The organism is Bradyrhizobium sp. 186, from assembly GCF_023101685.1.
GTDB lineage: Bacteria > Pseudomonadota > Alphaproteobacteria > Rhizobiales > Xanthobacteraceae > Bradyrhizobium.
This window is the reverse complement of record NZ_CP082164.1, coordinates 4,965,860-4,981,722: the sequence shown is the minus strand read 5'-3', so window position 1 is coordinate 4,981,722 and position 15,863 is coordinate 4,965,860. Positions and strand designations below refer to the sequence as shown.

Sequence of the window (15,863 nt, the reverse complement as noted above, 5' to 3'; positions counted from 1 at the left end):
CCGGCTGACGACGCCGTTTCACATGCTGTCTATTTTTCAAAACACTCTTGCCGTCCCCGTGCGGGGGCTCGCATGGCTCGGCGGCCAGGGCACCCGCGCGGTAGCGGCGGTCGTGTTCATCGCGGTCGCGGTGCCGCCGCTTGGCGCGCTGCTGCGCCCTTACGTCACCGAAGCGATCTTCGTTCTGCTCTGCATCTCCTTCATGCGCGTCGATCTGGCGGCGCTCTACGGCCATCTGCGCCGGCCGGTGCTGGTTGCAGCTGCCACCATCTGGACCACGATCGGGGTGCCGCTGATCGTCGGTCTGATCGCCCATGCGACCGGGCTCGACACAAGCTCGCCCGGCCTGTTCCTCGCGCTGATGCTCCAGGGCATGGCCTCGCCGATGATGGCCGCGCCGGCGCTCGCGGCGCTGATGGGCCTCGACGCCACCCTCGTGCTGGTCACGCTGGTAACCTCGACCGCACTCGTGCCCTTCACCGCCTCGCTGTTCGCAAGCCTCTTTCTCGGCGGCATGCTCAGCATCTCGCCGCTCGCGCTCGGCCTGAAGCTGCTCGGCCTCCTCGCCGCATCGCTGTTCGCGGCGACAATCATCCGCTGGATATTCGGCGCTGCGGTGATCCAGCGCCACAAGCGGCCGATCGACGGCTTCAACATCGTCGTCCTCCTGATCTTCGCCTCCGCGATCATGGGCGATGTGGCGCACGAATTCATAGCCGCGCCCGTGTTCACGATCGGCATCGCGCTGCTGGCCTTCACGGTCTATTTCACGCTGCTCGCCGTCACCACGCTGCTGTTCCGCCGCGTCGGCTACGAGCGCGCCTTCGCGCTCGGGCTGATGGTGTCACAGCGCAATCTCGGGCTGATGCTGGCTGCGACCGCGGGCGCGCTGCCTGCCACGACCTGGCTCTATTTCGCGCTCACGCAGTTTCCGATTCACCTTGCGCCGTACATGCTGACACCGATCGCGCGGCGGCTGACGGCGCGCGCGGACACCTCCGGCGCGGCGGCCGCCGGCCGCACCACCTAGGCGTCCATTCATAAATCCGGGATGTCGGCCTTCTCGAGCACCGATGTTACGGACTTCTTCGGCGGCAGCGTCACGTCGAGTCGTCGTTCCCAGCGGTCGCTGGTATGGGCGAAGACATTTCGCATTCCTTCCTTGATTTGAAAGCGTCCGGCGACGCCGGGGGTGCAATATCGCGCGCGTCCCGAGGTCAGCGCCGCGCGCATTGCTCGGGACATCTCGATAGTCGTGTAACCGGTGTTACCACCCCCAGAATACGCTAAAGCGGGGCCTTCCATAATAGTAGCTGCGGTCGGGGACGTAGTAGCTGCGGTAGGAGGTGCCGTACTCGTTGTCATGGTACCCACCGTGCAAATCCCGGAGTGCGCGGTGATAGGCGCGATGCTCGGCGCGGCTCTCGAAGCCGTCCTCATGTGCGCGCTCATGCGCGGCGGACAATTGGTCGTGGAATTCCTCATGCCTGGCGTAACCGGTGTCGTCATCATCATGTGCGAGCGCGGGCACGATGGGTGTGGCCAATAACAGCACTGTCGCCATTATGAGGATCTTAGTGGCGGTCATGACACGTCTCCGTTAGCAGGAGCCCCGTACTGCTGATCATGGGACCCTTGTGATCGGACTCTTAGCCGGACCACGCTGAACGCTGCTGGAATGAGCGCTTCAGACGCCATTCATCCCCGGACGCCTTGCCGCTTTGTTGCCACGGGTCTACCGCGAATGAACGTGCCTGGTCGGGTTGCATGCTCTCGTCGGTCCGGGAGCTTCTCATGCAATCCAACGGGTGCGCGCCCGCTTTTCGTCTCGTGGGCCACGACGGGAAAGCTGGGCTTCTGGATGTCTGGATGGGGTCCACAATGCGATCTTCCCGAACGCGTCAGCCCCACCCAGTTCATGCGGTGTGGGATATCGGCACGAGCAGTCGATGAACCGAAGCTGAATCAGCAATTCCGCTCCTATTCAGGCCATGGCTTCCATGATGTCGGTTCAATGGGAGCCCGTCGATGGTTCCGGTTGAGTTCGACAGCTCATGGAGGATGATGATGGACACGAACAAGCCTCGAAAGAGTGGAATGACGCGGGCGATGCAACTCCTGGCCGCAGCGGCACTGCTCGTCACGTTCACGCAAGCCGCGAGCGCCCATGACGAGGATCGCTGGTATCAGCCCCGCGAGCACGATTGGCACGAGGGCGCGCATCGCGATTGGCACTCTGGTCGGCACTATGGTTTGCACAACAATCGGCACTGGGATCGTTACAACGGCTGGCACTATGGCCAGCATTACGGCCCTCATGCCGGACGTCACTACGACTGGCACCGCGGTGCGCACCATGATTGGTATGGTGGCGGTCACGATGATTAGGGGACGGTCCGGAAGCGCGAGCGCCGCTTTCCACCGGACGATCGCGCTCATAAAAAGTGAAGCCTGCCCAAACCGTACGAACCGAGAAGGACAAACGATGCGCAAGTTTGCGAAGACGGCCCTGACGATCCTGGTGAGCAGTCTCTTCAGCGGATGGGCCTTTGCCCATCCCGCCCTCCAAACAAGTAATCCCGGGCAGGGCGCCACGGTCCCGGCACCACAGGAGATTCGATTGACCTTTTCCGAGAATGTCATCCCGAAATTCTCGGGGTTGACCATCAAGGACAACGGTGGAGCTCACATCGAGACGGCAGTTCCGTCCACTGACCCAAAGGACAAGCGACAACTTGTCGTTCCGATCGTCAAGCCGCTGCCACCTGGAGCCTACGACGTCGAGTGGCATGCGGTCTCCGTCGATACGCATAAGGTAAACGGCCACTTTTCGTTCAAGGTCGCGCAATGATGCTGGAGGCGGGGCTCGCGGGCGCCCGCTTCTTCCATCTGGCGTGCGCCATCATTCTGTTCGGTGGTACGTCCTTCGTACTGTACTCGCGTCTTGACGTCGGTCGATCGAAGCGCCTGGCGCCGTTGCCCGCCATTCTCGCGACGGCCGCGCTTGGCGCACTTCTGAGCGGCCTTGCCTGGTTCGTTCTGACCGCAGCAAACATGTCCGGGGCGCTTGTCGATGCCCTGGACCGCGAGACCCTGTCATCTGTGTTATGGGACACCAGCTTCGGGCTCGTGTGGGCGCTGCGGGTTCCGCTTATGATTCTCATTCTTGCGCTGATCTGGTGGCGCGGAATGGCCGCGTTGAGCCGTCGTGCGATCGCGCTCTTGAGCTTTCTCGCAGCGATCCTGTTGGCGTCATTGGCCGGAGTCGGGCACACGCAAGTCCACGAAGGCGTTTCGGCGGGCATTCATGTCACGGCCGACGCCGTGCATCTGCTTGCGGCTGGCGCCTGGCTGGGCGGTCTATTGCCCTTGTGCCTCTTCCTGGCTCCCGACCAGGCCGCGCAGGTGTCGAATGATGAAGCCGTCCGCATCCTGTCCCGTTTCTCGGGCATGGGGTACGTCGCGGTGGCGGTTCTCATAGCATCGGGCTCGATCAACAGCTGGTTTTTGATCGGGTCTCTGCCGCACCTGATTGATACAAGTTACGGCCAGCTACTCTTGTCGAAATTGGGGTTGTTTGGCCTGATGCTGCTTCTCGCATTGTCCAACCGGTTCCGGATTGTTCCGGCCATCGCGCAATCGAAAACGGCAACCGGGTCGCAACGTTTGCTGGCAAGGCTCCGTCGCCAGGCTGGCGGGGAACTGGTGCTGGGTCTTTTCGTCGTGGGCATCGTCAGCGTGTTGGGAACGCTATCCCCTGCTGTTCACGGTTCCTGAATGGGCGACGCGACCTCGCTTAGGCAGACAGAAAGCCCGCCAAGATTGGCGGGCTCCCAAATGTCAGTGTAGATGGCCCATCAGGTGCATACCGCCACCAACAGTGGGGACCGGCATGTTTTCCTCCAGGGTGATTTTTCTACCGCGAGGAACAGACCTTGACGGTCTTCATCCCAGCTTCCGCTTCGGCTCTAGTCTTGTAGACAGCGCCGGCCGGGCTCACAACGGTCATCGACGACTCGGTCGGTTTCTTGTCGACGACGGTGCATTTTTTGGTCTTGGCGTCCTGCACGACAAGGAACTCATCGGCTGCGAAAGCGGGAGCAGCGAACGACGCTACCAAAGCCGCTGCAGCAACTAGCTTAATTTTCATTGTCATCTCCTCCAGTTCTCGTGCCCACGAGGAATTTTCCTTGTGAGACAAAGCGTCGAAACCTTACGGGCCGTGACTTGAATGACACCAGAACGGGAAATTTAGTTTGCGTTCATCGCCGTGCGGCCAGATCGTAGGCTCGTGGCTATCCGGAATCTGAAGCCACCAACCTGCCCCTCATTCTGAGAGCCCGACCCAAAATAGGTGTTTGGCATATCAGGGTCTTGCGAGGCGCCGAGAAAGCACCACACGGTGGCGATCAGGGCCCAAGCTTCCGCGCTAGGGATGGATGCTGCCTCGAAGTCTTTGGCGTGGCGCCTTTCAGAATACGATCAACGTAATGGGCAAGCAGCCGCCGATACCGGGCATAGCAATTTTGCGGCACTTCGCATTTGCCATTACTGGATGTCGTCCTGATATGATTTTAGTCCTGTTTCTGAACTTCGGGCTCCTGGAACCTCGGGTTCCTCAATAATGTTATTGTTCGTGGGATTCGCTTTGAGGGGGACAACCCTTGGCCGTCGCAATGCTGTCGCGGATCATCGAGTAGGAGGTTATCATGAAGACAATTCTTGCCGTTATTGGAGCCACAGCGCTCTTGGCCTCTGCCGCTTCTGCGGCCGCTTTAAACCCCGCAGCAGTAGGAACTCCGGAGGCCTCCAAGATCGACCAGGTTCGTCTCGTATGTAATGAATACGGACGCTGCTGGCGCACCCGCGGTCCCCGTTACGTCTATCGAAGCTACGGCGACGATGACGGCTACTATGTGCGTCGCAGCTATGGCTATTATGGAGGACCGGGCTATTACAGCGGTCCGGCATACGGCGGCTACTATGGCGGCGGCCCGAGCATTGGGTTCAGTTTTGGAAGCCGTGGTTGGTAACAGTTAGACGAATTGGCCGCTCTTAGGAGCGGCCTTTTCGCCGTCAGACCGGCCTTGCGGACTGAAACGCCAGGCCCAAACGAGAGCATTGCCTGTACCCCTAGACCGAATCGCCGGGCGGGAGCGGGATATGTCGGTAATTGGGGATCTTCGGAGCTTATCTGTGGCCGGCCCGTTCGCCACGGGTTCAGTCCAAATGACCAAGGCTGAATTGGTCACAACGGCTGCAGGAATTCCTGACGACATTGTAGGCGCAGAATCATTGCTGATTTCCAAAGGGAGCAAGTTTGATGATCAATCGGCGTCTCGCACTTGGACTGATCGCGACAGCCACCACGATCGACGCGTCTCGTATCGCCTTCGCGAAGGAGAAACATCATCTCAACGGAAAAGACCTTCTTGGCGAAAAAATCAAAAAGAATGGCAAGCACAAGATCCATACGACTGGGAAGAAAGCCGATGTCTTAGCCGAAGTGAGCAACGGCAAGGTCACCTCCGTTACCGCCGCTGGAATGCAGGTTAAGAAAGTGAGGTCGCGTCAGAAGCTGGCCGATACGACCCCTGGCATAACGCTTGCCAGCATGCAACTCGCACAAGCCGACATCTACTACTACGGCTATTGGGTCTATGACGATCTGACTGATTACTACTATTGGTTCCCAGCTGAATACGTGATCGTCGATTCGTCCTGGATCGACTATGTGGGTTAGGATGCGGGAGCGATCGGCCGAGTAACCTTCGGCCTGACCTGCGCCGTGAGGCTCCCACTTGTGGGCACATGGACGTGATTGACCACAACGCTCGCTTCCCAGCGAGCGTTGTGATGGCGGCTTCGGGTCATTCGCGTCGGTCTGGCCAGGTGCCGGCCACTTCCGGTCTTCCCCGAACTACGGACATCGTCAGGCGGCCTGGCATGTCCGAAAAGTGCCAATTGCACAAGTGCGGTCGAAGATTTAGGGCGCAATAGCCGTTCGGCTTGCGCCGCGCCGACTGTGTCCCAATTGCAGGGATCGTGCTTGCTACAGGCGCAATACGGCAAGTGCCTATTGCGCCCTGCGGACTGTCTTACCCAAGGTGATTTCAGGCCTGCGGAGACCCATCGCAATCCCGGCGGCGATCAACTGCTCGCCGTCACCACGCTGCTGTTCCGCCGCGTCGGCTACGAGCGCGCCTTTGCGCTCGGGCTGATGGTGTCACAGCGCAATCTCGGGCTGATGCTGGCCGCGACCGCGGGCGCGCTGCCGGCCACGACCTGGCTTTATTTCGCGCTCACGCAGTTTCCGATTCACCTCGCGCCGTACATGCTGACACCGATCGCGCGGCGGCTGACGGCGCGCGCGGACACCTGCAGCGCGGCGGCCGCCGGCCGCACCACCTAGGCGTCCATTCATAAATCCGGGATGTCTGCTTCCGAGAGTAAAGCGGACACGCGGTCCCGCCCCTCGGAATGTCACCCTTTGACCCAAAGCAGTCGTTGCTGGAAATCAACAGGATTGAATGCTCCACCAAGAGGGCGGCAATGCCGGGGCAGCCGGGACATCGTCAGAGTGCGATTGTTTCCTCGACTACATGTTTCAGCGGCGTCCCCTCAGCGGACAGGGTCATTCGCAGTTTGAGCTTGCCACCTTTCACCGCCCCGCTACGCACCAGGTTCTCAATTTCACGCTGCGATGTAACTCCGACATGCTTCAGAAATTTACGGATAGCCATATTGAAGCGGTCTTCATCGAACTCGGCGGTCATGGCTGTTCTCCCTGGTCGGGCAGGCGAAGTCTAACACGAGGCGAGCAAAGACCAAACATCGAGGCCCAACTCGCGTCGCCGCTGACTTCCTCCTCAACCTGATTGCCTACAACGTCGGCCCGGAGCGAAGACTACACCTGAGGCTGCAAGGTCGGCCGTTTGAGGTGGACCGGACACGGCTGGCGCTGTCCCCGACCGCCGCTTGTGACCCGACTCGGACATTGCGGCATCGCATCGGTTGGCGTTTCATCAGCACCGAAGGTGCCGCACCCTCGCCGCTCGCCCCATAACATCTGGCCGTCTTCGCCGCAGACGATGCCGACGAGAGGCGTCACAGCGTCAAGCATTCGCGACGTGACGCCGCAGCACCGGCTTGAGCAGCACCACGGCACACAACGCCGCCAGAATGTCCATCCCGGATACCGTGTAAAGAACGGTGGACCAGGTGCCGGTCGCCTCCGTGATGAGATTGCCGATCGGGACGAGCAGAGAGGCGACGCCTTTCGAGCAATAGAGCACGCCGTAGATGCTGCCGATATTCTTCGTGCCGAAGGCATCCCCCGAGGTAGCGCTGAACAGGCTGTAGACCTCACCCCAGGCAAGGAAGACAACACCGCTCAGGAAGACGAAAGCCCACGGATTACCGCCGAACGTGGCGAGCGCGGTGATACCGAGCCCTTCCAGCATGAAGGCCACGAACATCGCATTCTCGCGCCCGATATAATCGGAGATAACGCCGAACAGCGGTCGCGAGATCCCGTTCATGATGCGATCAAGCAGCAGCGCGAAGGGCAGCGCGGCGAGGGCGAAGAAGTACAGATCGACCTTGAGATCCTTGACCCCGAGATCCTGCGACATCGGCCCAAGCTGCGCGACCGCCATGAGGCCGCCGGTCACTGTCATCGTGAACATCACGAACAATAGATAAAAGACCGGCGTCTTGGCGGCTTCGAGCAACGTGTAATCGCGTCGGCTTTGAGGAACGATCGTCGAGGGTCGCGTTTCGCCCGCTTGCGGCGCCCGCATCGTGAGCGAGGCGAGCATGATAATGATACCCTGGATCAAGCCGTACCAGAAGAAGGCGGCCTGGAAGGCGCCATTGGCGATCATGTTGGCGATCGGAATGATAGTGAGAGCGGATCCTGCACCGTAGGCCCCCGCCGTGAAGCCAACCGCAAGTCCGCGGCGATCCGGAAACCATTTGATCGCGTTGTTGACGCAGCTCGCATACACGCAGCCCACGCCAATGCCCCCGACCGCGGCGGCGACATAGTAGCCCGTGAGCGAGGCGGCGTAGGAATCGATGATCCATGCCAGTCCGGTGAAGAAGCCGCCGATGAGTACGATGATGCGCGGGCCGAAGCGGTCGATCAGATAGCCCTCGAATGGCGTAAGCCAGGTTTGCACGAGCACGAAGATCGTGAACGCGATCTGGATCCCGGCGCGCTGCCAGCCGAACGTCTTCTGGATTTCCGGCACGAACAGCGTCCAGGCATATTGGATGTTCGCGGCGGCGACCATACAGACGACGCCGAGAATGAGCTGCACCCAGCGGTAGCCGGCTTTGGCTTGCGCGCTAGGATACGGCGGAGAGGTCGTTGTTGTTGAGGTCATGATACTCCTCCCATGGTCGCACCGCGACGGCCCATCGGACTTCCGCCGTCAATGTCCCATCATTTCAAGGTGCGCAATTGCCCAGTTCGTGGCGTCCGCCGGCATCATGGATGTGACTGCCAGCGAAAGTACCAAGCCAAGAGCAGAGAAAAGAAAGACGACTGTCAGATCATCGTCTCCTCCATAAATTGTGTACATGAATGCCTCCCACGCTTGGATTGAACCGGCATCGGTAGCCCTTCGTCCAAGGTGAAACACTCGGGGCAGCGCTGGACCTGTTCCCTCACCACCGGGGGCGTCGGCGTACCATTCCGATGCGTATCCAGCCGCCTTTGCGCCGTTGCCGCCGACGAGGGTCGAACGACACGAGTGCGCTCGCCAGGGGCGTGTCACATCGCTACGTGGACAGCCGACCGACGGCGAGCGGCAAACCCGCAAGGCGACTATCAATCGGTCCGACGCGCCTCATGGAGGGCGTTCCACCAGCGCCTGCCCTTGCACCTGCATGGGCGGGCTGCCGAGTAGGTCGTCCATAATGTAGCCGCATCTGAGGCGCGCGTCCGTGCGCTCTCATGCCGCACACCCGTAACATGGCATCCTCGGTCACCATCGAGTTCGTGGCGCTCGACAGGACGCCAAGGCGAATTGAGGGCGGGTGGGATGTCCGCGTCTGTGCAGGTTTTCGGATGCCGGCATGCCGAGACCATCCCCACGCTCGGACAGCCGGCGCCCGAAAAGCGGCAAGGCACGAAATCGCGGGATGTGGGGCACCGACTGTGCAGCGGGTGCTATGGGGATTTGGCTTCGGCGTGAGTGTTGCGGAAGTTGAGCTGATGGTGGCGATCGGATCGCTTTAGCTCGAATCTTGGGCGTGCGTGCTGGCGCGAGCGAGCGGATCGCAGGTTGCTCGACAGGATTTGCGGCGCGATCACGGGCCAGTCTTGCTGATCGGCGCAAGTGGATGTGCTGCCGGGCGAGAGCCGGCCAAAATGGTGCGCTTCGGTGCGGTGCTGGATCAGCGATGACAGCATCATGAGGTGTCGATCCTGATCGCGGCCGGCGTGGGCGTGGGTCGGTGCTTTGGCTCGCTGCCGCGCGCGAAGGTCTCGATGACGAACATGCGTCCGCCGCAGCAGGGGCACGGTCGTGGCAGCATGCGGGGTTCGTCGGCCGCTGGGGCCTCTGAGGCATTTTGCTGTTCGGAGCGGATCGGCACGGCGAGCAGTTCGCGCGCCCGCGCGATGTTGGCGGCGCGGCTGCCACTGGCCAGCAGTCCGTAGTGCCGGATGCGGTGGAAGCCCCCGGGCAGCACGTGCATCAGGAAGCGTCGGATGAACTCGCGGGTCGACAGCGTCATGGTCTGATAGCGGCCAGGCCCCTCGATCCGGTAATTCTTCCACCGGAAGGTGACGCCGGTGTGGTCGGCCGCGATCAGGCGGCGATTGGAGATGGCGACCCGGTGGGTGTAGCGCGACAGATAGGCGAGCACGGCCCTGGGGCCGCCGAATGGCCGCTTGGCATAGACCACCCCATCGATCTTGCGCAGCGGCGCCAGATACGCCTTGAAGGCTCTGATGTTATCGAGGCGGGCGTGGACGCCGAAAAACTTGAGACGTCCGGCCCGGTGGGCGGCGACGAGCTTGGCCAGGAACAATCCCCGGAACAGGCACGAGAGAACCTTCACGGGCAGGATAAAGTCTGTCCTGCACGGTACCCACCGCGTGCCATCAATGGAGATGCCGCCGCCCGGCACGATCATGTGGACATGGGGATGATGCGTCAGCGCCGAGCCCCAGGTGTGAAGCACCGAGGTGATGCCGATGCGGGCGCCGAGGTGCTTGGGATCGGCCGCGATGGTAGTCATGGTCTCGGCCGAGGTCGTGAACAGGATGTCGTAGATCACGGCCTTGTTCTGATAGGCGATGTCCGCGATGGCGGCCGGCAGCGTGAACACCACATGAAAGTACGGCACCGGCAACAGATCGGCCTCGCGCGCGGCGAGCCATTCCTTGGCAGCGGTGCCCTGACACTTCGGACAATGGCGATTACGACAGCTGTTGTAAGCGATGACCGTGTGCGGGCAATCTTCGCAGCGCGCCACATGGCCGCCGAGCGCCGCCGTGCGGCAGCGCTCGATGGCCGACATCACCTTCATCTGGTCGAGGCTGACGTGACCGACATTGGCACGACGCCACGCCGCTCCGTGGTCGCGGAAGATATCCGCGACCTCCAGCACCGGGCGAGACATGACCGCTGGCCGCTACGTCGGCGGCTGGTCTTTCCTGTTCTTCTTCGGCTTCTTGCAAGGCTGCGACAGCAGGTCGAGCGGGCTCTTGATGCCAGCGATCATGCCGGTGGCGACGCGGGCGTAGCGCGCCGTCGTGTCCAATTTGTCGTGCCCCAGTAGTCACGATTCATAATGCACCTCGGCTAACTCATTGAAAGTCAAGGACCCGCTGCGTGGCATTTTGTGTTAGCGGAGGCTTCCGACGCTTTCCCTTGGCGAAACCTGCCAAGTCCTCGGCCCTGATCACCCAAGGCGCGCCCACGCAAGCTTGTCGGCCTTTGATGTCGCCGCGGCGGAGCATACGCAAGGCCGTCATGTTGCAGACGCCGATGAGTTTTGCTGCCGCTTCGAGCGTAATTTCGCCGCGCTCCGCCCACTCGCCGTCGCGGAAGACGGCGATGTCGTGGTGATTGCGGAAGCCGCACACGCGCTCTTGCGTCCAGGCATTGCCGTGCCCGGTCTCCACGCCAGCGCGATTGAGCAGGCGCGCGATCTGCCGATCGGGCATCAGCCGCGCCAGCTCACGCACGAGTGCGATCGTGTCGTCGGGGATGCGTGGATTGTGCCGGCCGGCCGCATTCAGTCGCTGTTTGACTTGCAGTTGGGTATGATCGCCGCCTTGCCAGTGCAGGACCGCATGGATGATTGCGCCGTCCCTGCGCACGACGATCTCCGTGAGTGCCGCGCGAAGGATACGCTTGCGCGTTGCGGCGGTTGCAGCGGGATGCAACCAGGCGCGCTCCAGATCAGCACCGAGCGCCACCAATTGCTGGCGCTCCGGCTCACCGAACGGCGGCGGACGGCGCGCAATCAGGGCGGCGATCTCTCCTTCAAGCTTTGCGACAGCCTGCAATGCCTCGTTCCAGCGGCGCTCCAGCTCGCCGGCGACCAGCCGGTTTGCCGGGTCGACGGCGTCGTACTGTCGGCGCGCGTGCGCGGCTTCGTAGCGCGCCTGCTGCAGCGACAGCTCCAGCTGGCGCTCGGCCGCGGTCGTCGTGCTCGATTGCGCCTTGATCGCTTTGAGTGCTGCCTCGGCGCCGAGCGGCTTCAGCACGCGCAGGACCTCGTTACTGATCGCTGCGTCGATGCTCAAGCCGCTGATCGAAATGCAGCGCGCGGCACCGTGGTTCGTACGCGCACCGTAGCAATTGTAGCGGCCGATCTTGCCGCTGTAGTGCACATGGAGCTTGCGGCCGCAGTGGCCGCATCGCAGCAGTCCGGGCAGCAGCAACTCGCCTTTACGAGCTGCTCCGCGAGCGAGTGCGCTGCTCATGCCGGTCGCATTGTTGGCGATCACCTCGAGGTTGTGCTCGAACTCGTCCCAGGTGATGTAGGCCGCGTGGTGATCCTTGATCAAGACATCCCATTCCGCCATGGGCTTTTGCACACCACGCCGGACATGCTTGCGTCCACCTTTGACACTCACACGGCTCGTCGTGCGCCCGAACGCGTAGGCACCTGCATAGATCGGATTGGTCAGGATGTTGTGCACGATGTTGTAGGCCGGCAGTCGCCACACGACGCCGTGCGCCTCTCCTTGGCGCGACTTGACCGGCAGCTCGATGCCCTCCTCTCTCAGCCAGATGTGCACCTGTCTAGCACTTTGCAGCTCGGCGAACTTGGTGAAGACCAGCTGCAGGGCGTCCTGCACGCGTTTGTCCGGATTCTTCTCTATGCGATCGCGACCGATCTTCACATAGCCGGCGGCGACACCGAGGACCAGCGCGCCGCGGCGCGCCTTCTGCTTCAGCGCTTCCTGCGAGCGGTGGCGGAACATCGAGAGTTCAAGCTCGCTCATCGTGCCCTTCATGCCAAGCAGCAGCCGATCGTTGGGATGGCGAGGATCGTAGATTCCGTCCTCGTCGACGATGAGCGTGCCGACCAATCCACAGAACTCGATCAGCGTATGCCAGTCGCGGCCATTACGGGCAAGACGCGACGCCTCGATCGCGAGCACAGCGCCGACACGGCCGTCGCAGATCGTTGCAAGCAGCCGCTCGAAGCCGGGACGCGCGATGCCGCCGCCGGACCGGCCGAGGTCGTCGTCGATGACTTCGACGTTGCTCCAGCCAAGCTGCTTGGCGCGATCGACGAGGCCGTATTGGCGCCGTCGGCTCTCATGATTATGCGCGAGCTGGTCTGCTGTCGATTGCCGGATGTAGACGCAGGCGTTGCGGGCGAGATGCTCAGTCGTGATTTTGGTCATCGCCGCTCCCCCCGCTTGCCGCCTTTGCCAGCGCCGCCGCGATCTCGCGCAGCAGCACCTCGATGACCATCGCGAGCTCGCTCTTTTGAGCTGCACGCAGTTCGACGCACGGTCGCTCGGCCTCGAACAGGCTTGGCTGGAAATTCTCGGATCGCTGCGTCATTCTCTAGTCGCTCCGTTTTTGATTCGGACGCCAGAAAGCCTAGAAGCGCATCGACCTCGTTGCGTAGGGAGCGAAGAACATTCAGGGGAAAATGCGGCTCAACGCTGATCTCGAATCGGGACGCAGCCTCGTCAGTCATCCACGCCGGAAGGCAGGCAAAGGTGCCGTCAAGTTGGTGAACAACGAGAAACGCGGCGCCACCTCGCTCAAGCCGCCGCCTGACACCTACCGTCTCCCCGAAGCGAGGATGAAATCGGTAAGTGATGCGTGCTTCAGCCTGTTGTTCGCGGGCAGTATGTCGCCCTTCCGAGCAGCGCCTGGATGACGCGAATATCGGTGCCACGTTCAAGGAGATGGGTGGCAAAGGAGTGTCGAAGCGCATGGAGCGTTACGCCCTTGCGGATTCCGGCCGCATCGGCCGCCTCATGGAACAGGCGGTTGAGTTGGCGGGTTGTCACCGGCTTACCGGGCTTGCGGCCGGGAAACAGCCAGCGTTCCGCCACGGGCGTTGTGGAATCGTAACTCGGCGGGCGCGTCTTCCACCATTGGCGCAGCAGGTCGAGCGTGTCGGGCGACAGCATGACATTGCGGTCCTTGCGGCTCTTGGACTGCTCGACCCGAATGATCCTCTGCGCGCTATCGATGTGCTTGACCTTCAGCCTGACCACCTCGCCGGCGCGCAGGCCGCAGCCATAGCCGAGACTGAGCAGCACGCGCACCTTGAGGCTACTCGCGACCGCGAGCAGGCGCCGGGTCTCGTCCTGGCTCATCACCAGCGGAATCTTCTGCGGCTCACGGAGGTGATAAATCTCGGCCGCAAGATCCAGTCGCCGCAACGTCACGCGAAACAAGAACCGCAACCCGGTCATGATGCGGTTGCGATTGCAGATGCTCGCGCCCGTCTCGGCAAAGATGCAGTTGAAACCGGCGGATATCCTCCGCCGTGGCCGTGTCCGGGGACTGCTTGAGAAACCTAGCAAACCGCTTGCAGCTGTGAATATGACCCCTCTGCGTCCCCGCGCAGAGCTTGCGTGCATTCATGTCCTCGATCATGCGCTGGCGCAACGGGCTGACCGTAACCGTACTCATGGGCAACTCCTGTCTTGGATGAGGTTGACGACACCCTCGATCTTCAAGACAGGCCGACCGGCCGGCTACCGATGATCTCTCATAGGTTCCCGCACCCTCGGCTAAGCCCCCCGCTTCAGCGGGCTATCGCGCAGCGATTTAGAAGCTATGGGCTGCGCGGCGAGGCAGTGGCACCATCGTCGCGGCAACAAAGCGATGGAGGCCCCTATGGCGAAGCAGAACGACCTGAGCAGATGCCTTGTCACATTTGAACAAGACGCGACAGTGATCGCCGTAATCGAGATCGGCCAGTCGAGTTGGCTGGTCGCCGGTATTGTGCCCGGTCTCGAACGCAATCCTTTGAAGAAGCTCAGCCCAGACCAGGATGCGCTTCTGCAGCTTCTGCATCGTTGGCAGAAGGAAGCGGTGCAGGCTGGACGCACGATCAAACGGATCGTCGTCGCCTATGAGGCCGGCCGCGACGGCTTCTGGTTAGCACGCTGGCTGCGAGCGCGAGAGATCGAGGCCTACGTAATCCACCCGTCGAGCGTCCCGGTGTCGCGCGAGCACCGGCGGGCGAAGACAGATCGGCTTGACACTGAGCTGCTCAAACGCGCCTTTCTTGGCTGGCTGCGCGGCGAACCCAAGCATTGCAGCATGGCGGCGATCCCAACCCTCGTGGACGAGGATGCAAAACGGCCGGGCCGCGAGCGCCAGAGCTTGGTCGGGGAACGCACACGCATTATCAATCGCCTGAAGGCCAACCTCGCCCGCCTCGGCATTCGCAGCTTCCGGCCAAACCTGGCTCAGGCATCGAATCGGCTGGAGGCCTTGCGCACGCCGGAGGGCTCGGCCGTTCCAGCGAACACACAGGCCGAAATGCAGCGCGACATGAACCACCTGCGCTTCATCAAGCAGCAGATCAAGGAGATCGAGACGAGCCGTGCCAAACGCCTGGCGGCAGCGCCCAACGAGCAACGCCATGCCATGGTACGCCTGCTCGCGCGGGTCGTCGGCGTCGGCATTGATACCGCGGACATGCTCGTGCAGGAGGTGTTCTCGCGCAACATGCGGGACCGTAAAGCCCTCGCGCGCTATGCCGGCCTGACCGGCGCCCCCGACGAGAGCGGCAAAAAACGACGCGAGCGAGGGCTTGCCAAAGCGGGCAATGCCCGCGTGCGCCGCGGGATGATCGAGCTCGCCTGGGGTCATCTGGTACACCAGAAGGACAGCGCACTGACCGCGTGGTATCGGAAGCGAACTTCCGACGCCCGCGGCGGCACGCGCAAGACGATGATCGTGGCGCTCGCGCGCAAGCTTCTCATTGCGCTGTGGCGGCTCGTGACAACCGGCGAAACGCCGGCAGGTCTGCTGCTGCGACCGGCCGCATAAGTACGACTGAGTTGCTGCAGCCCAGCGCCTTATCGATGCCGTGCTGCAGCTGATGAACCGAGGTGGCGGCAACCCGATGTTGGACTATGGTCCTTGCACCGCGGTTTAGAATGGGCCCGCCTTCTCGGAGCTTCGCCGCCGATGCGCATGACTGCATCGTGGTTGCGATCCTCACGGGTCGGCCGAATACAAGTTCGTGGCGCGCAATCTGCGCGCACGATGGCGAGCTCCCCCTCGGTATCGTCTCAGTAGCTAACGGGGCCGGAATACGCCCCGATCGCGCAAGTCTGCCGCTGTGCTCGCGGCCGTCAAGGGCAAGTCGCTCCGCGATGGCCTTCGGCCACCCTTGACCGCCGC

General features: G+C 62.1%; 18 protein-coding genes and 1 pseudogene. 8 read left to right on the top strand and 11 right to left on the bottom strand.

Going from position 1 to position 15,863, the window contains the following annotated elements:
* Positions 1–22 precede the first annotated feature (22 nt).
* Positions 23–1,030, top strand: a complete 1,008-nt coding sequence (locus IVB18_RS23845) for a Na+-dependent transporter (protein ID WP_247991351.1) — start codon at positions 23–25, stop codon at positions 1,028–1,030.
* 8 nt (positions 1,031–1,038) lie between these two features.
* Here IVB18_RS23845 and IVB18_RS23840 read toward each other — a convergent pair whose 3' ends face one another.
* Together IVB18_RS23840 and IVB18_RS23835 are read right to left on the bottom strand one after the other, a co-directional pair.
* The gene (locus IVB18_RS23840) at positions 1,039–1,233 is read right to left on the bottom strand and encodes a hypothetical protein (RefSeq protein ID WP_247991350.1); all 195 of its coding nucleotides are present in this window, start codon (positions 1,231–1,233) and stop codon (positions 1,039–1,041) included.
* Positions 1,234–1,267: 34 nt separating this feature from the next.
* Positions 1,268–1,588 carry a hypothetical protein gene (locus IVB18_RS23835; protein ID WP_247991349.1) on the bottom strand — a complete coding sequence of 107 codons (321 nt, stop codon included), beginning with the start codon at positions 1,586–1,588 and terminating at the stop codon, positions 1,268–1,270.
* 479 nt (positions 1,589–2,067) lie between these two features.
* Between IVB18_RS23835 and IVB18_RS23830 the strand changes: the two genes are divergently transcribed.
* The 3 genes from IVB18_RS23830 to copD all read left to right on the top strand — a co-directional run bounded on the left by IVB18_RS23830 (position 2,068) and on the right by copD (position 3,777).
* Complete coding sequence (locus IVB18_RS23830) at positions 2,068–2,388, top strand: hypothetical protein (RefSeq protein ID WP_247991348.1); 321 nt, start codon at positions 2,068–2,070, stop codon at positions 2,386–2,388.
* A 97-nt stretch (positions 2,389–2,485) separates the two neighbouring features.
* Positions 2,486–2,851 (top strand): copper homeostasis periplasmic binding protein CopC, encoded by a 366-nt coding sequence (gene copC, locus IVB18_RS23825; protein WP_247991347.1) that lies wholly within the window; start codon positions 2,486–2,488, stop codon positions 2,849–2,851.
* A complete protein-coding gene (gene copD / locus IVB18_RS23820; protein ID WP_247991346.1) occupies positions 2,848–3,777 on the top strand; it encodes a copper homeostasis membrane protein CopD in 930 nt (309 codons plus the stop codon). The genes copC and copD overlap by 4 nt, the downstream gene beginning before the upstream one ends.
* Before the next feature lie 139 nt (positions 3,778–3,916).
* On the opposite strand, the gene IVB18_RS23815 is transcribed toward copD, so the two are convergent.
* Positions 3,917–4,150, bottom strand: coding sequence for a hypothetical protein (locus IVB18_RS23815; protein ID WP_247991345.1), 234 nt, complete (start codon positions 4,148–4,150; stop codon positions 3,917–3,919).
* Between the two features lie 559 nt (positions 4,151–4,709).
* Between IVB18_RS23815 and IVB18_RS23810 the strand changes: the two genes are divergently transcribed.
* The 3 genes and pseudogenes from IVB18_RS23810 to IVB18_RS23800 form a co-directional block, all read left to right on the top strand.
* Positions 4,710–5,033: a hypothetical protein gene (locus tag IVB18_RS23810; RefSeq protein ID WP_247991344.1), complete on the top strand. Its 324-nt coding sequence runs from the start codon at positions 4,710–4,712 to the stop codon at positions 5,031–5,033.
* Between the two features lie 290 nt (positions 5,034–5,323).
* Complete coding sequence (locus IVB18_RS23805) at positions 5,324–5,743, top strand: hypothetical protein (protein WP_247991343.1); 420 nt, start codon at positions 5,324–5,326, stop codon at positions 5,741–5,743.
* A 411-nt stretch (positions 5,744–6,154) separates the two neighbouring features.
* A pseudogene (locus IVB18_RS23800) lies at positions 6,155–6,412 on the top strand (Na+-dependent transporter); the annotation flags it as partial.
* Positions 6,413–6,575: 163 nt separating this feature from the next.
* Here the strand turns inward: IVB18_RS23800 and IVB18_RS23795 are convergent.
* From IVB18_RS23795 to IVB18_RS23765, 8 genes are all read right to left on the bottom strand, one after another.
* Positions 6,576–6,776 carry a DUF6494 family protein gene (locus IVB18_RS23795; protein WP_130220955.1) on the bottom strand — a complete coding sequence of 67 codons (201 nt, stop codon included), beginning with the start codon at positions 6,774–6,776 and terminating at the stop codon, positions 6,576–6,578.
* A 339-nt stretch (positions 6,777–7,115) separates the two neighbouring features.
* Entirely contained in the window at positions 7,116–8,390 is a 1,275-nt protein-coding gene (oxlT, locus tag IVB18_RS23790; protein WP_256477051.1) for an oxalate/formate MFS antiporter, read from the bottom strand.
* Positions 8,391–8,438: 48 nt separating this feature from the next.
* Positions 8,439–8,588, bottom strand: a complete 150-nt coding sequence (locus tag IVB18_RS23785; protein ID WP_247991342.1) for a hypothetical protein — start codon at positions 8,586–8,588, stop codon at positions 8,439–8,441.
* Between the two features lie 832 nt (positions 8,589–9,420).
* Positions 9,421–10,638 (bottom strand): IS91 family transposase, encoded by a 1,218-nt coding sequence (locus IVB18_RS23780; protein ID WP_247990350.1) that lies wholly within the window; start codon positions 10,636–10,638, stop codon positions 9,421–9,423.
* 12 nt (positions 10,639–10,650) lie between these two features.
* Complete coding sequence (locus IVB18_RS51665) at positions 10,651–10,779, bottom strand: hypothetical protein (RefSeq protein ID WP_256476955.1); 129 nt, start codon at positions 10,777–10,779, stop codon at positions 10,651–10,653.
* A gap of 46 nt (positions 10,780–10,825) precedes the next feature.
* Positions 10,826–12,883, bottom strand: coding sequence for a recombinase family protein (locus IVB18_RS23775; RefSeq protein WP_247991185.1), 2,058 nt, complete (start codon positions 12,881–12,883; stop codon positions 10,826–10,828).
* On the bottom strand, positions 12,864–13,046 hold the full coding sequence (locus tag IVB18_RS23770) for a hypothetical protein (RefSeq protein WP_247531465.1): 183 nt from the start codon (positions 13,044–13,046) through the stop codon (positions 12,864–12,866). Before IVB18_RS23770 ends, IVB18_RS23775 begins: the two co-directional genes overlap by 20 nt.
* Before the next feature lie 272 nt (positions 13,047–13,318).
* A complete protein-coding gene (locus tag IVB18_RS23765) occupies positions 13,319–13,915 on the bottom strand; it encodes a tyrosine-type recombinase/integrase (protein WP_247990529.1) in 597 nt (198 codons plus the stop codon).
* Positions 13,916–14,342: 427 nt separating this feature from the next.
* On the opposite strand from IVB18_RS23765, the gene IVB18_RS23760 reads away from it, so the two are divergent.
* Positions 14,343–15,506 (top strand): IS110 family transposase, encoded by a 1,164-nt coding sequence (locus IVB18_RS23760; RefSeq protein WP_247983249.1) that lies wholly within the window; start codon positions 14,343–14,345, stop codon positions 15,504–15,506.
* Positions 15,507–15,863 lie beyond the last annotated feature (357 nt).